At 40.0% G+C, this 15,640-nt stretch carries 17 protein-coding genes; 10 read left to right on the top strand and 7 right to left on the bottom strand.

Annotation, left to right across the window (positions count from 1 at the left end; all coding sequences use genetic code 11):
• The first annotated feature begins 50 nt into the window (after positions 1-50).
• Positions 51-1,667 (top strand): phosphoenolpyruvate carboxykinase (ATP), encoded by a 1,617-nt coding sequence (gene pckA / locus WBM49_RS03095; RefSeq protein ID WP_424370600.1) that lies wholly within the window; start codon positions 51-53, stop codon positions 1,665-1,667.
• A gap of 51 nt (positions 1,668-1,718) precedes the next feature.
• On the opposite strand, the gene WBM49_RS03090 is transcribed toward pckA, so the two are convergent.
• The 3 genes from WBM49_RS03090 to WBM49_RS03080 are packed head-to-tail and all read right to left on the bottom strand — an operon-like array spanning position 1,719 to position 4,791.
• Entirely contained in the window at positions 1,719-2,465 is a 747-nt protein-coding gene (locus WBM49_RS03090) for a uroporphyrinogen-III synthase (RefSeq protein WP_424370599.1), read from the bottom strand.
• Positions 2,466-2,470: 5 nt separating this feature from the next.
• Complete coding sequence (locus WBM49_RS03085) at positions 2,471-3,127, bottom strand: DUF4271 domain-containing protein (protein ID WP_424370598.1); 657 nt, start codon at positions 3,125-3,127, stop codon at positions 2,471-2,473.
• A complete protein-coding gene (locus WBM49_RS03080) occupies positions 3,127-4,791 on the bottom strand; it encodes an ArnT family glycosyltransferase (protein ID WP_424370597.1) in 1,665 nt (554 codons plus the stop codon). The genes WBM49_RS03085 and WBM49_RS03080 overlap by 1 nt, the downstream gene beginning before the upstream one ends.
• Positions 4,792-4,922: 131 nt before the next feature.
• Between WBM49_RS03080 and WBM49_RS03075 the strand changes: the two genes are divergently transcribed.
• From WBM49_RS03075 to WBM49_RS03065, 3 genes are read left to right on the top strand one after another with little or no spacing between them, the layout of a single operon-like run.
• The gene (locus WBM49_RS03075; RefSeq protein ID WP_424370596.1) at positions 4,923-5,651 is read left to right on the top strand and encodes a polyprenol monophosphomannose synthase; all 729 of its coding nucleotides are present in this window, start codon (positions 4,923-4,925) and stop codon (positions 5,649-5,651) included.
• A gap of 1 nt (position 5,652) precedes the next feature.
• The gene (locus WBM49_RS03070; RefSeq protein WP_424370595.1) at positions 5,653-6,990 is read left to right on the top strand and encodes a dihydroorotase; all 1,338 of its coding nucleotides are present in this window, start codon (positions 5,653-5,655) and stop codon (positions 6,988-6,990) included.
• The gene (locus tag WBM49_RS03065; protein ID WP_424370594.1) at positions 6,987-7,388 is read left to right on the top strand and encodes a DUF4296 domain-containing protein; all 402 of its coding nucleotides are present in this window, start codon (positions 6,987-6,989) and stop codon (positions 7,386-7,388) included. Before WBM49_RS03070 ends, WBM49_RS03065 begins: the two co-directional genes overlap by 4 nt.
• Before the next feature lie 4 nt (positions 7,389-7,392).
• Here the strand turns inward: WBM49_RS03065 and WBM49_RS03060 are convergent, their stop codons facing one another.
• Positions 7,393-8,412, bottom strand: coding sequence for an NAD-dependent epimerase/dehydratase family protein (locus tag WBM49_RS03060; RefSeq protein WP_424370593.1), 1,020 nt, complete (start codon positions 8,410-8,412; stop codon positions 7,393-7,395).
• Positions 8,413-8,512: 100 nt separating this feature from the next.
• Between WBM49_RS03060 and tyrS the strand changes: the two genes are divergently transcribed.
• Positions 8,513-9,808, top strand: a complete 1,296-nt coding sequence (tyrS, locus tag WBM49_RS03055) for a tyrosine--tRNA ligase (protein ID WP_424370592.1) — start codon at positions 8,513-8,515, stop codon at positions 9,806-9,808.
• A 13-nt stretch (positions 9,809-9,821) separates the two neighbouring features.
• On the opposite strand, the gene WBM49_RS03050 is transcribed toward tyrS, so the two are convergent.
• The 3 genes from WBM49_RS03050 to WBM49_RS03040 form a co-directional block, all read right to left on the bottom strand.
• Positions 9,822-10,799: an acyl transferase gene (locus WBM49_RS03050; RefSeq protein ID WP_424370591.1), complete on the bottom strand. Its 978-nt coding sequence runs from the start codon at positions 10,797-10,799 to the stop codon at positions 9,822-9,824.
• An 83-nt stretch (positions 10,800-10,882) separates the two neighbouring features.
• Positions 10,883-11,206 (bottom strand): T9SS type A sorting domain-containing protein, encoded by a 324-nt coding sequence (locus WBM49_RS03045; protein WP_424370590.1) that lies wholly within the window; start codon positions 11,204-11,206, stop codon positions 10,883-10,885.
• Positions 11,207-11,397: 191 nt separating this feature from the next.
• Positions 11,398-11,709, bottom strand: coding sequence for a T9SS type A sorting domain-containing protein (locus WBM49_RS03040; protein WP_424370589.1), 312 nt, complete (start codon positions 11,707-11,709; stop codon positions 11,398-11,400).
• Positions 11,710-12,008: 299 nt separating this feature from the next.
• Here WBM49_RS03040 and WBM49_RS03035 point away from each other — a divergent pair, with 299 nt between their 5' ends.
• The 5 genes from WBM49_RS03035 (at position 12,009) to WBM49_RS03015 (ending at position 15,464) form a co-directional block, all read left to right on the top strand.
• On the top strand, positions 12,009-12,695 hold the full coding sequence (locus WBM49_RS03035; protein ID WP_424370588.1) for a response regulator transcription factor: 687 nt from the start codon (positions 12,009-12,011) through the stop codon (positions 12,693-12,695).
• Complete coding sequence (locus WBM49_RS03030; RefSeq protein WP_424370587.1) at positions 12,695-13,753, top strand: sensor histidine kinase; 1,059 nt, start codon at positions 12,695-12,697, stop codon at positions 13,751-13,753. The genes WBM49_RS03035 and WBM49_RS03030 overlap by 1 nt, the downstream gene beginning before the upstream one ends.
• A 61-nt stretch (positions 13,754-13,814) precedes the next feature.
• The gene (gene trmB / locus WBM49_RS03025; RefSeq protein WP_424370586.1) at positions 13,815-14,492 is read left to right on the top strand and encodes a tRNA (guanosine(46)-N7)-methyltransferase TrmB; all 678 of its coding nucleotides are present in this window, start codon (positions 13,815-13,817) and stop codon (positions 14,490-14,492) included.
• Positions 14,489-15,127, top strand: a complete 639-nt coding sequence (locus tag WBM49_RS03020; protein ID WP_424370585.1) for a LysE family transporter — start codon at positions 14,489-14,491, stop codon at positions 15,125-15,127. Before trmB ends, WBM49_RS03020 begins: the two co-directional genes overlap by 4 nt.
• Complete coding sequence (locus tag WBM49_RS03015; RefSeq protein ID WP_424370584.1) at positions 15,120-15,464, top strand: MGMT family protein; 345 nt, start codon at positions 15,120-15,122, stop codon at positions 15,462-15,464. The genes WBM49_RS03020 and WBM49_RS03015 overlap by 8 nt, the downstream gene beginning before the upstream one ends.
• Positions 15,465-15,640: the final 176 nt, after the last annotated feature.

Raw genomic sequence — 15,640 nt, 5'->3', positions numbered from 1 at the left:
AGGGCAATGCCCTATTTTTTTCTAGTTTTGTGCCAGAAAATAATTTCTTTATGACACCTTCTAATCCGTTTACGAAATCGATTTCGTTAAAAGCGTATGGTATACACAGTGAACAGGTTCACTATCAGTTAACGCCTGAAGACCTGCACGAACTAACCCTGGAAAAAGGAATGGGCAAAGAGGCGTCTTCCGGGGCCCTTGCTGTTAATACCGGAGAATTTACCGGGAGATCACCCCAGGACCGATTTATTGTCAAGGACGACATCACCAAGGATAGGGTTTGGTGGGGACCTGTCAATAAACCTTTCGATCCGGATCAGTTTGATGCCCTATACGATAAAGTAGCTGAATATCTTTCCGAAAGGGAGGTCTTTGTACGAGATTGTTATGCTTGTGCCGATAAGAAATATCAGTTAGGAATTAGGGTCATTACGGAGTATCCTTGGTCGAATATGTTTGCGTATAACATGTTTATAAGGCCTACGGAAGAGGAATTGGAATCATTTTCAGCGGATTGGATCGTCCTGAATGCCCCCGGGTTTTTAGCGGATGCAGCAACTTTCGGAACCAGACAGCACAACTTTGCGATTTTGAACTTCACAAAGAAAATTGCACTTATTGGTGGTACGGGATATACCGGGGAGATCAAGAAAGGCATCTTTTCTGCTTTAAACTTCTTACTGCCGGTCTTTCATAACACTCTGCCAATGCACTGCTCTGCCAATGTGGGTCCCGATGGAGATACGGCCATATTCTTTGGTTTATCTGGAACCGGAAAGACAACCTTATCCACAGATCCGCATCGCCGTCTCATAGGCGATGATGAGCATGGCTGGACGGCAGAGAACACTATTTTTAATTTCGAAGGGGGGTGTTATGCCAAGGTGATCAATTTATCTCAGGAAAACGAACCGGAGATATACAACGCCATTAGAAAAGGAGCGATCCTGGAGAATGTTTTTATAGACGATAAAGGAGATGTAGACTTTGAAGACATCTCTATCACTCAAAATACGCGAGTGAGTTACCCCATTTATCATATTGATAATATTCAGGAACCTTCCATAGGGAAGAATCCTAAAAACATATTTTTTCTTACCGCAGATGCTTTTGGAGTACTGCCACCCATTAGTAAACTTACCCCCAGTCAGGCTGCGTATCATTTTATTTCAGGATATACAGCAAAAGTAGCAGGAACAGAGGCAGGGGTGGTTGAACCCATTCCTTCCTTCTCAGCTTGTTTTGGCGCGCCATTTATGCCTTTGCACCCTACCAAATATGCAGAAATGCTAAGCAGAAAAATGAAAGAATCCGGGGTCAATGTGTGGCTTGTAAATACCGGGTGGACAGGAGGTCCCTACGGTGTTGGCACCAGAATGAAATTAAAATATACCCGTGCTATGATCCATGCGGCCTTAAAGGGTGAATTAGGATTGTATTCATACGATACCTATCATATTCATTCTGTATTTGGGGTTGCACAACCAAGATCCTGTCCTGGTGTGCCAACAACTGTTTTAAGTCCGAGAGCCACATGGAACAATGATGAGGCGTATTATAAAACAGCCTTTAAGCTTTCTAATGCCTTCCGTGAAAATTTTGTAAAATTTGAGTCATATGCAAATGAGGAGATAAGAAGAGGTGGGCCACAACGCTACACTTTTTAAAAGTATAAGCCTCCGACAGGGAGGCTTTTTTTATCTATTAAAAGGGTATTGTTATTTTCTGTTGACGCTGGTAATGTATTTCTGTAAAGCCATGGTCATAGATGGTGTTTCTGGCGTAGGAGCCTGAATATCTATTCGGAGGCCGGCACCTGTAGCCGCTTCAACGGTAGAATTACCAAAGACAGCGATCCTGGTCTCATTCTGTTCAAAGTCTGGAAAATTCTTTAATAAGGACTCTATCCCGGAAGGACTGAAAAACACTAAAACATCATAATACACATTTCGGAGATCGGAAAGGTCACTAATAACTGTCTTGTAAAAGATCCCTCTTTTCCAGTTGAGATCCATTTCATTCAACATGTCCGGAACCACACTTTTAAGGACATCCGAAGATGGTAGTAAGTATTTTTCGTCTTTATATTTTTTGAACAAGGACTGCAGATCCACAAAATTTCGTTTCCCTACATAAATTTTGCGCTTCCTGTAAACTACATATTTCTGAAGGTAATAAGCGACTGCCTCGGACTGGCAAAAATATTTCATGGTATCGGGCACCTTAAATCTCATTTCCTCAGCAATGCGGAAAAAATGATCGACCGAATTCCTACTCGTCAGAATAATTGCCGTAAAGTCCTTTAGATCAATCTTTTGTTGTCTGACCGACTTAGCTTCTACTCCTTCCACATGAATAAAAGGTCTGAAATCTACCCGGACATGTTCTTTTTCAATAAGCCGCAAGTATGGAGAGTTTTCCATCTTAGGTTCTGGCTGGGATACCAAAATCGTTTTGACTTTCATAGACATCAAACTTTTAGAGCGTTCACAATAATAATAATCGGGGCAATTTCAAGTGCGCAAAGGTACAAAATAAAATAGAAAAAGTAGGAGGTAAGGAACTTAAGGTGGGTTTTAATTATGGTGACCCAACCAATAGCGAGTATAAGTAAAAATACAATTACACCAAAGATCACAACGGTCTTGGAGCCTATAAAAACATATGTTAGCAACACATTGGTGAAAAATAAGATCAGACTTCCATAGTTCAAATAAGAGATCTTTTTAAATAAGATCTCAGCGATGACCGATTGATTATTAAAAATGGTGCTATTCCCTAATTGAACAAGAATTTTTAAAAATAGGAACAAGAAAACGAGCCCCAGAATGAACGTAAATAAAATAGGGGATGGCAATACTTCACCTGGCTTGTAAATAGTGATGGCCAGGTAAGAGAATAAGGATACGTTCAGTAGTTCGAAAGCCGTGAAAAAAATATGAAACCAATTCATCAATCGGTCCTTCTTGTTATAGAGAAAAATGTACTTATTATTAAAAGGGAGGATTATAAAATTTAAAAAACGACCATAAAAAAGACTCTTGGCAAGGACAAGAAATATAACACTCGAAAAAATGATCAAGGTAATCCAATCTTCTCTTCCAATTTCTCTTAGTACAGGTTCCATCAATCTACTTTAAGTTTTTCACCGTTTAAACCCCAGCGCAGACCATTTTCGGAGATCACAATTTTTATATATCCTACATTCTCCAAGGACATATTAGGGCGTTTACATGTAAATTCTTCCGATGCCAAAGGGGCTATACTTTTTTGGGACCTATCTTTAGGTAGGGCCTCAATAGGAACAATTTTTATAACCTGTTTATACCTATCCAGTAAACAAAGCCCAAATTTCAGTTTTTGGATAGGGACGTCAAAGGAATATGGATTGTATACTAAAAAGGAAAGGGTGCTACCATTTATTTCCTCCGAGGTAAAGTTTACTGTTGTCTTTAATTTCCTGTAAGACTCAAAAGGGGTCATATAAACCCCATAAAATAAAGTACTGTCTGGCATAGTGAATGACATATCGCCCGCTTTCATATATTTGGAAACATAAAGTACCTTTTTTCCACGCATATTCTCTTCAGACTCATCTATGGAATATTGATTTTCCCGATACCATACATTATTTAAGGAATAAGACGGATTACCAGAATAATAGGCAAACATAGGGGCCATCCTGTAGGAATTTTCAAAGACCACGGGAATATCTCCGATTTGTGAGGTAATTTTACCAACCCATGTTTTATTTCCATGGGTCTCATAGACCACAGGGAAAAGAGGTTCATACACCAACCCAATTCGGAGAAAGAACAAAATAGCAATGTTTGCTAATCCTAGTCGGACAATCCATTTTCTGGTGTTTGCATTATGCAGTAGAAATTGATAGGTGAGAACGGCCATAGGGATACAAATTACAATGATCCATTGTGTTTGTACTCTGCGCTGAAAGCTTGAAAGAAAGAAAAAAAGCAAGATGCCATAACTCAAAAATAACAATGCCTTATTAAACCCGTCTTTCCCCCTGGACTTCAATAATGCGTGGTAAATCCAAGGAAAGCAAAGGCCAAAAATGGCTAATAGATTCAAAAAATATCCCAGTGAGAAGTCAAAGAACTCATACGGTCTGTTGGGTCTTTCAAAAAGATGGTATTTAATGGAGACAAAATCGTTGTCATAGAGCCATAAAAAGTGCGGCAGATAACAGAGCAGGGAAACCAATACGGCGAGCCATGCAAACTTATTTTTAAGAAGTTTCAGATTAGAGAGAAGAACAAAAAAGATCACCAAAAACGCGTGGTACTTGCTGTACATAAGGGCAGCCATTACTACGCCTAAAAGCAAGGAAATAAGTAATGAGGGGGCTTTTATGAATTGCTTATAGATCAACAAGAACAGAGCCGTAAAGAACAAAAGCGGGGTGTCTGGTAATACTAAGAATCCATAGGCGTGCACCAGTGTCATTGACAAAAGAAGAATAAAGAAATGTGGGATATAATCCTTTTTTTTTGGATCATCTATCAATAACCACAAAATCATCATGGTACCCACACCCATAAAGCAACTCAGTAATCGTATCCCAAGTTCACCTTCCAAAAAACTACTTCCCAAAGAGATCAGAAAAGCTACCATGGGAGGATGATCGAAGTATCCCCAGGCAAGATCACTGGCATAATACCAATAATAAGCCTCATCGAAGATGAGTTCTGTGGTGGCCGCCTGCAGGATATTCAACACAAAAATGGCAGTTATAAAATACAGGAATAGTGCCGGAAACTTTTGTGTCATGCTAGATCGAATTCGCTTCAAAATTACGAATAATAGCACGTAACACTTGGATTTTTAGGGTAAGAAAATTAAAGGTTGATTTCGGTTCCATCGTATTAAAGCACTATTTTTGCTATAATTGCCCTCTTGCGATGACAGACAGTTTAGTAATTATCCCTTCTTATAACGAATTAGAGAATATTGAAGCCATTATTGATGCTGTCTTCAACCTTCCTAAAGAGTTTCATGTCCTAGTAGTAGATGACAATTCTCCGGATGGGACAGCGGAGGTAGTAAGATCCCTTCAAAAAAAATACTCAGAAAGATTGTTCCTGGAAGTTAGAATGGAGAAGGCTGGCTTAGGAACGGCCTATATTCATGGTTTCAAATGGGCCCTTGAGAGGGAATACCTCTTTATTTTTGAAATGGATGCCGACTTTTCTCACCGGCCTTCAGATCTACCAAGATTGTACAGGGCCTGTCTAAATGGCGCAGATGTTTCAGTGGGATCTCGTTATAAAAAAGGGGTGAATGTAGTGAATTGGCCCTTGTATAGGGTGCTTCTATCCTATGGAGCTTCATTTTATGTAAAGATAATTACAGGCATGAGGGTACATGACCCTACCGCAGGTTTTGTTTGCTACAAGAGACATGTGTTAGAGACGCTTGATCTGGATGCTGTAAAATTCATTGGATATGCCTTCCAGATCGAAATGAAGTACAGGGCACATTTAAAGAAATTCAAGATAGAAGAGGTGTCTATCATATTTACGGATCGCGAAAAAGGGAAGTCGAAAATGAGCTCTTCTATTATCTGGGAAGCCATTTTTGGGGTTATTAGTATGAGAATACGTAGTTTGTTTAGGATTAACGGATTTTAGCATGGGGAAAACACTCTTAAAGAATGCAAGGTTTATCAATGAGGGAAAACAATGGGAAGGAGACCTTCTTGTTGAGGGGGAGCGCATTGCTAAAATTGGTCGTTCTATTTCATCAGATACTGCCGTGGTCATTGACCTTAAGGGGCATTATGTAATGCCCGGGATCATTGACGATCAGGTGCATTTCAGAGAACCGGGATTAACACATAAAGGAACCATAGCCACTGAGAGCAGGGCGGCAATAGCGGGCGGGATCACTACTTTTATGGAACAACCCAACACTATTCCACAGACAACAACCATTAAAAAGTTAGAGGAGAAGTTCGCCATGGGGGCAAAATCTTCTTATGCCAATTACTCATTCCTTTTTGGCGGAACTAACGACAATTTGGAGGAATTAAAAAAATTGGATAAAAATGCCTGTTCCGGGGTAAAACTATTTTTAGGATCTTCTACGGGGAACATGCTCGTTGATGATGAGGTGATCCTAGAACAGATATTTAGGAATACGGAAATGGTTATTTCGGCACATTGCGAAGACGAAACAACTATTAAGCAAAACCTACATGCCTATAAGGAACGATACGGGGAGGATATTCCGATAAAGTGCCATCCGTTGATAAGAAGTGAGGAAGCGTGTTACTTGTCGTCTTCAAAGGCTGTGGCACTGGCTAGAAAAACAGGGGCACGCCTTCATGTTTTTCATGTATCTACTGGAAAAGAACTTGCATTATTCCAAAATGATATCCCCCTTGCTGAGAAAAGAATTACCGCAGAGGTTTGTCTGCATCATCTGTGGTTCTCGGAAGATGATTATGAAAAGTATGGAACACGCATTAAATGGAATCCGGCTATAAAAAAAGCATCAGACAGGGAACAACTATGGCAAGGATTATTGGACGATCGAATTGATATCCTGGCAACGGATCATGCGCCTCACACTATCGAAGAAAAAAATCAAAAATATTTAAAAGCTCCTTCAGGAGGACCTCTTGTACAGCATGCCTTGCCGGCCATGATGCAGAAAGTGATGGAAGGTAAGATAAGCCTGGAGCATATGGTCACCAAGATGTGTCACAACCCAGCTATTCTTTTTCAAATAAAGGATCGGGGTTATCTAAGAGAAGGGTATTTTGCCGATCTGGTAGTGGTAGATCCCAATAAACCCTGGAATGTAGATAAGGACTCTATTTTGTACAAGTGCGGTTGGTCTCCTTTTGAAGGAACTACCTTCAATACACAGATCACCCATACCTTTATTAATGGACATCTGGCATTTGATCATGGAAAATTTTCAGCAGACCGGCATGCACAACGCTTAACCTTTAACAGACCATGAAAAATTTCCTGTGTTTATTACTGGTCATTGTCATGGCGGTATCATGCGTAGAAAAGATCATTGAAAAACCCGCCGGTCTTATCCCCCAGGAAAAAATGACACAATTGCTGTATGACCTGGCTATACTGAATGCGGCGAAAAGCACCAATTCGGCGATTCTAGAAGTACATTTTGATTCGCCCACCCATTTTCTCTTTGAACAATACAATGTGGACAGTGTGCAATTTGTACAAAGCGATATTTATTACGCCTCACAACCTTTGGTATATGAAGCAATTTACAAAGAGGTAGCAGATAGATTGGTCAGGGAAAAAGAGAAGATGGAAGAAGCCCGGAAGATCGCCAATGACAGTTTGGCTTTAAAATCAAGACAAGTAAAAGACAGCATACAAGATTGAGGTTCTATTCAAAGAAGCCGGGGTACCTCTTTTTAAAGATGTCACAATAAAATCCAATACCTTTTTCTATATCTTCGAAATTAAAAGCAAGTGTTTCTTCCAGTTTCGCGGAACTAAAGTATTGCCTTTGGCGTAATGATTTGACTGTATTTTTGGTGATTTTGCGTTTTGTTCCAAGGATAAAATGACGTAACCAGTCTACTCTCCATCCTACTTCCAAAAGCCAAAAAGGAATCATTTTTTTAGGTATTTTAACATCAAAGGAGGTGGCTATCATGGTAAATAATTCTTGATAACTCATATTTTGAGCAACCCCGATGAATCGTTCGCTGAACAGAGGCGATCTCATCAATTGGGTCATCATTGAAACAACATCATTTACGGTAATAAAACCGGTTCCTCCCGGGAAATAGGCACTCATCCCTTTGGCAGCATTCTTAAAAAGTCGGAGACTACCATGATCCCAATTTCCAGGGCCCAGGATTATACCAGGATTTACGATCACCACCTTCAATCCCTCCTGGGAACCTCTCCACACTTCCATTTCTGCGAGGTGTTTGGAAAGTGCATAGACACTTGTTTCAGATTCTAACCATTCATTCTCTTCGGTTACAGCAGTAGCATCTATAGATTTACCTATTGCGGCTATAGAGCTTGCATAGCATAATTTGGTTATTTTATGAGCAATACAAAGGTTTACTATATTGGCCGTGCCTTCTACATTAGTCTTTTTTAAGGCGTCCCAGGCAGCAGGATTAAAGGAGATCATGGCCGCTGTATGGTATACATGAGTGATCCCTTGAAAAGCTGCTTCGAGAGCCGGCACATCGGTTATATCTGCCTGTACCCACTTAATTTTTTCAAAATAGCTTGTAGGATTTTCTGTGAAATATGAAAAAATTGTCTGTACCTCTTTGAGGGTATCTTCGGACCTGTAAATGGCCTTTATGGCTACATCTCCCTGCACTAAATACCATAAGAGATGAGAACCCAATAATCCCGTGCCTCCTGTTACTAAAATCATGGTTCTAAAGTAGTCAAATCCTGCCTATTTATTTGCACGACCAATCTTTGGCTCCTTGGGATTTCTTCTATCTTTGCAACATTCGAAGAAAAAATACCCAATGAATTCAAATTTTGTTGCTGAATTAAAATGGAGGGGAATGCTGCACGATGCCATGCCCGGTACGGAAGAGCACCTTATGTCCGGAATGCAAACGGCCTATGTGGGTATTGACCCTACCGCCGACTCCCTGCATATAGGTCACCTGGTTGGCGTAATGATGCTTCGGCATTTTCAATTAGCAGGGCATAAGCCTTTTGCCCTTATTGGTGGTGCCACAGGAATGATCGGAGATCCATCCGGGAAATCTTCAGAGAGAAATTTGTTGGATGAGACTACTTTACGACTAAACCAGGAGGCGATCAAAGAACAACTGTCTCGCTTTCTCGACTTCGATGCTACTTCAGAGAATGCAGCGGTCTTGGTAAATAATTACGATTGGATGAAAGAGGTTACTTTTCTCGATTTCATCCGCGATGTGGGAAAGCACATTACCGTTAATTATATGATGGCCAAAGACTCAGTTAAAAAAAGGCTGGATGCAGATGCCAAAGAAGGGATGTCCTTTACGGAGTTTACCTATCAACTGGTACAGGGGTACGATTTCCTTTATCTCTATCAACACTATAATTGCACCCTTCAAATGGGTGGCAGTGACCAATGGGGCAATATAACAACGGGAACAGAACTGATCAGGCGCATTGGAGGAGGAAAAGGGTACGCCCTTACTTGCCCACTAATCACCAAAGCCGATGGCACTAAATTTGGTAAAACTGAAGAAGGAAATGTGTGGCTCGATGCGCATAGAACTTCTCCCTATAAATTTTATCAGTATTGGCTAAACACTTCCGATACAGATGCTGAAAAATATATCAAGATCTTTACTTTTTTATCCAGGAAAGAGATCGAAACCCTGGTAGAGGAACACTCAAAAGCCCCGCATTTAAGAACACTTCAGAAACGCCTGGCAGAAGAGATCACTGTAATGGTACACTCTAAAGAGGATCTGGACAACGCATTAACAGCGACTACCATTCTTTTTGGAAATTCTACTTCAGACGATCTGAAAAAATTAGATGAACATACTTTTCTTGAAGTTTTTGAAGGAGTGCCCCAAGCCAGGGTCTCCAGAAATGAATTGGAAGGTGGACTTGATATGATCGGGGCCCTGGCAGCTAAGACCGGTTTTTTGAGCTCAAACGGCGAAGCAAGAAGGGAACTGAAACAAAATTCTATTTCTGTAAATAAAGAAAAGGTAGCAGAAGATAATCTGATTACCGAAAAAGATCTGATCAAAGACAGATATGTCCTACTACAGCGGGGAAAGAAAAATTATTTTGTGTTGGTTATAGAGTAGGGAAAGCACCGCACTAAAGAACCATCAGATTACATCCTCTTATATCCGCATGGTCAAAACGGCCCAGTATTTCAAAACTACCATCTTCCCTAAGCTTTCCCAGATCCTGAGTAGCAAGGAAAGAACAGGAATATACATTGGCCAGGTCAATAATGTTGATGCCCCCCGACCTGCCTGTGGGCTGCCATCTAAGCGGATCCTCGGTATCCCTGATCAGGATCTTCATCCAGGGGGGAGTATTAAAAATTCCATGTCCACTAGAATAAGCCTGCGAAAGCAATTCAGTCATGCCATATTCTGAATGTACCCGGGAAACCCCAAATCCCAATTGTATCTTTTCGTGAAGTTCTTCCCGAATCAACTCTTTCCTTCTCCCTTTCATGCCACCGGTTTCCATAATGATGGTATTCTTTAACTGAAAACTACTCCTCTCTGCCATATCGAGCAGGGCAAAGGATACGCCTATAAGTAATATTCTTTCACCGGCTGCATCCAAACGTCTTAATTTGTTGGCTAATACCTCCTGATCATTCAGATAAAAACCACTTTCAGGATGGTCACTCCGCTGAATTAGATCATTAACCATATACACTAAAGAAGACCCTTCTCTTTCCAAATAAGAAGGCAGTAAGGCCAGTATACAATAGTCTTTGACATTCCCATAGAAGAGTTCAAACCCGGAACGAAAACTCTGTTCATACAGGTTTAATTGAGCTACGAAATGTTTGCTGGCATTACTGGCAGTGGTACCGCTGCTCCTAAAAACTGTGGCGGCTTCTCTGGTAGTGCTTATCACCTGTTTTGTTCGAAAAAACTCTATAGGTAAAAACGGGATGTCCTCTAGCTGGGTCACTTTGTCCGTATTCACCCCAAGCAGATCACAAAATTCGTGGTACACCAGGTTATGTTTATACTGATATCTAAATACGTCAAGGGAGATTGAAGAAAATTCCTGACTATTTTTAATACGGAAGAAACTAGTTGGGTCCATTCGGAAAAAGGCTCCTGCAAAAATAGGCAAAATAAGGACCCTATAGGGTGCACTGCCAAAAATCACGGATCATCAGGAAACACCTATTTTACGACCAGTTTACGCGTCATGGTTTTTTGTCTTTCCGTAACCTGTAGGACGTATACTCCCGGGACTAGCTGTGAAATATTAAGTGTGTTGGTCGTGATTCTGTCAGTGAGTACCACTTCCCCCAAAACATCATAGACCGTAATAAGTTTGGTGTCATTAAAATCTGAGGTGATATAGACGGCATCACTATAGGCCGGATTGGGATACAGCTTAAAATTTGGAATTTCCTGCGATGATTCGGAAACCAATGTTGGTTTGTCCTGCCCATAACTCCATAGAGAAAGGAACAAAAAACTGGTTAAGTAGAGTAGCTTCATCAATATTGATTTGGGATCAATGCATTAAAAATAAGACAAGGAATTTCTATTACATAGAATTTGTTGTGAACTAAACTAAAATGTAGGTGAAAATTTTAAAGGCCGCAATACATCGATAAAAAACGTCTTTTTATCGATAAAAAAGAAAATCGAAAATTAAGAATGAGGATGGAAAACTAAAGAAGATAAATCTATTTTACGATCAATTTACGTGTTGCCACCTTGTTTTTTTCAAAAACGCGGAGCACATAAACTCCAGCGTCAAGATCTGTTAAACTGAGTTCTTTTCCCAGGATAGTAGTCTCAAGGACCAAGGTGCCCAAAACGTCAAAAATCATTACTTTTTTTGGGGCGTTGGCCTGGGTTTCAATGTATACCTTACCGCTAACAACGGGATTGGGATAAAGTGTAAAGCCCTCAATATCTCCGGGTTTGCCCGGTTTATCCTGGGCAAGGCCTGAAGCAAAAATAAATAAAAAAGCTAGTAGGTAGAAGTGCTTCATACAGAAGGGGTTACAGTAGTCTGTAAACAAATATACTTGTTTTAATTATTCAATGCCCGCCGAAGGTCTATTCTAGTTAAGAAAATCGATGAAATGCACATTTATTAACATTTATCTCATAAATCATTCCATTTTAGGGATTGATTTAACTTTATCTGATGCAGAATACGTCAGGTAGGTATGGAATTTGAATTATTCCTCAATGTTATAAAATTGTTATGTTCGTTAATTAAAGGGGATGTACTCAATGGGTGTATGATTTATTTATACTTTTGAAAGGATACCAAAATATGTAACCGATGAAGAAGCAAGACATCAGAATTCTCTTAGTAGACGATGAACCAGATATCTTGGAAATTTTAAAGTACAATTTATCTTCTGAGGGCTATCAGGTGTCTACTGCACGCAATGGTGCGGAGGGTGTGGAGAAAGCAAAGAAAAAACAGCCTCATCTTATTATCCTGGATGTAATGATGCCGGAAATGGACGGGATAGAGGCCTGTGAGAAAATAAGAAAGCTCGAAGGACTTGAAGATACCATCATTACCTTTCTTACTGCCAGGGGCGAAGACTATTCGCAAGTAGCTGGTTTCGATGCAGGGGCAGATGACTATATTACCAAGCCAGTGAAACCCAAGGTTTTAATGAGTAAGATAAAAGCGCTATTAAGACGCCTAAAAGAATCTGAGGATCCAAAGCTGGATATTAAAAAGGTTGGGGATATTGTCATCAACAGAGAAGAATACAAGGTGGTAAACAAGGGCAAGGAAATTGTATTACCCCGGAAGGAATTTGAATTATTGTCATTACTTACCTCCAAACCAGACAAGGTATTTAAAAGAGAAGTTATTCTGGACAAGGTCTGGGGCCAGGAGGTAGTAGTTGGAGGCCGCACTATAGATGTTCATATTCGTAAATTAAGAGAGAAAATTGGAGATCACCACTTCAAAACTGTTAAGGGGGTAGGCTATAAGTTTGTATTGTAATGGCAATTAAACTAAGGAAATCCTATAAGTTTGCTTTCAAATCTTCCTTGTATATATCGGTTGTTCAAACCGTATTCATTTTAGGAGTTGCCTATTACAAAGATCTTTGGGAGTATTGGCCTTTTATGATCTTGTTTGCGCTCCTTACTTTTGGCATTTCCTTTATCATTATTCAAATCCGGGTAGAAAAATTTATTTATCGCCGGATCAAAAAGATCTACGATGATGTATCACTTTTAGAGTCTACTTCCTTTGCTTCCAGGCCTATTACTACGGACATGGCCACACTCACTGAGGAAATTGAAAAATTTGCAAAAGATAAACGAATAGAAATAGATACCCTTAAGATCAGGGAAGAGTATCGGAAAGACTTTTTAGGGAATGTTTCTCACGAACTTAAAACACCATTATTTACTGTGCAGGGGTATATACTCACCCTGTTGGATGGTGCCATGGAAGACAAAAAAGTGAGGAAGAAGTATCTGCAACGTGCCAATAAAGGGGTAGAACGTCTTATATACATCGTAAAGGACCTGGACCTGATAACCAAGTTAGAAGTAGGCGATCTCAGTTTAGACTTTAGTAGTTTTGATATTATAGAGCTCATAGAGAATGTCTTCGAGCTTTTGGAGATGAAAGCCAGTAGGAGGAATATTAGCCTTACTTTCGATATGGATTATAAAACACCTGTATATGTATGGGCAGATCTGGACAAGATCCAGCAGGTCATCACTAATCTGGTTGTAAACTCCATCAAATATGGTCATCCGGATGGCACTACAGAAGTAAGTGTAGAAAACCTAATTAAGAACAAGGTCATAATAAGGGTTACGGACAATGGGGAAGGGATACCAGAATCGCATCTTCAACGCATCTTTGAGCGCTTTTACAGGATAGATAAGAGTGGGAGTAGAAAGGAAGGGGGATCTGGTTTGGGTCTTTCCATCGTTAAACATATTATTGAAGCCCATGGAGAGAAGATCTATGTGGAAAGCGTGGTGGATGTGGGATCTGAATTTTCATTCACCCTCGAAAAGTCGAAGAAACAGTCGGCCTAGCTTCCCCCCTCATTTGACTAATAGTGTAGCTTTGTTAAGAATCAATTCCTGAATAAATAAAGTGGGAAGTAAAAATAAATTAAAACGCTTTAGGGAGAACGAGACTTTCCAAAATGTGATACAACCCCTAAGGGATGAGGTGCTGTCGGGTAATTTTTCATTAAAAGGGGAATGGGCGACATTCTTTGGAAATACAAATCCGATAGTCATTGAACTCGGCTGCGGGAAAGGGGAATACACTATTGGTTTGGCAAGTTTGTATCCAGATAAGAACTTTATCGGAATAGACATTAAAGGGGCCCGCTTATGGAGGGGTGCCAAGACGGCCCTTGAGAATAAGCAGAGTAATGTAGCCTTTTTAAGGTCGCAAATTTCTTTGATAGACCAGCTTTTCGCTTCTGGGGAGGTGTCTGAAATTTGGATCACTTTTCCGGATCCTCAGATAAAATACAAAAGAACCAAGCACAGACTAACAAACAGGGATTTTTTAAAAAAGTATAGAGAGATCCTGAAAGAAAATGGCACTGTACATCTAAAAACGGATAGTGAATTTATGCACGGATATACCTTGGGGCTGCTACAAGGCTTAGGATTGGAAATTCTATACGCCAATCACGATGTCTATAAAAATGAAGGAAGTCCGATGGAAGTTTTAGGGATACAGACATTTTATGAAAATCAGTATCTTGAGAAGGGAAAACCAATCACTTATTTGAAATTCAGGATCACATCTGTATGACCCATTTACTTATTCTTTTTTTTGTGACTTTTTCAGCAGCCTTCATGGCCACTGTGCCACCGGGTCTCCTCAATATGAATGCGGCGAAGACTAGTGTGGAAAAAAGTAAGAATAACGGCATAATTTTTAGTCTTGGGGTTTCCACCATGATCATGATGCAGGCCTATATTGCCGTACTTATCTCAAAATACCTTTTTAATAATCCCGAGGTTATAGACCTGCTGATGAAAATCGCATTGGGAATCTTCGCTTTTTTTGCTATTTACTTTTTTGTTATGGCAAAAAAAATAAAGCCCAATAAGATTCGTATAGTCAAAATGAGCAAGAAGAACAGCTTTTTTAAAGGGATGTTACTGGCTGCACTTAATCTACTGACAATTCCGTATTACAGCGGGTTAAATGTTATGTGGAATGCCTCCGGGTGGATCAAATTTCAAATTTGGGACATTGCCACCTTTATTCTGGCTGCCGGTAGTGGCACCTTTACAGTTCTTTATTTGTACACCTTTTACTTCAATAAGTTGGAATTGAAGACCAAGAATTTCTCAAAGAATTCTAATTATGTGTTAAGTGTACTCATGGTCTTATTATTGATAATAACCGTGATTCGATTATTCTACAGGGACCATGGCTAAAAAGGAGGAACATTTTTTTGAAAAGGTTTACGAAGTTGTAAAACACGTACCCTATGGGCGGGTTACAACCTATGGTGCAGTTGCACGCTATTTAGGGGCTGCACGCAGTGCCAGGATGGTAGGATGGGCCATGAACAATGTGGTAGACCGGGAAGAAGTGCCTGCACATCGGGTAGTGAATAGAATTGGCTTACTAACCGGGAAACACCATTTCAGTGGTACGAATTTGATGCAACAGCTATTAGAAAATGAGGGTATTGAAGTACACGAGGACCAAATACAAGATTTTAAAACACATTTTTGGGACCCTCTCAAAGAATTGGGCGAACCAAGCTGATTTTCAACCGTTCCAAGTTATAGATGCTGTTATAATCTACACATATAGACCCATAAGTCATTTCCATTTAGTTCTTTCCAATTCTCGGGGCTAAGCACTATCTTTGTTGTTTAGAATCATTTTACATTAAACACTGCTCTTACCAAGATGAAATTAGATAAAAATGAAATATTAAA

This window comes from Muriicola sp. (genome assembly GCF_049669965.1).
Lineage (GTDB): Bacteria > Bacteroidota > Bacteroidia > Flavobacteriales > Flavobacteriaceae > Muriicola.
Note: the sequence above shows the minus strand (reverse complement) of the source record. Positions and strands in the feature narration are given on the sequence as shown.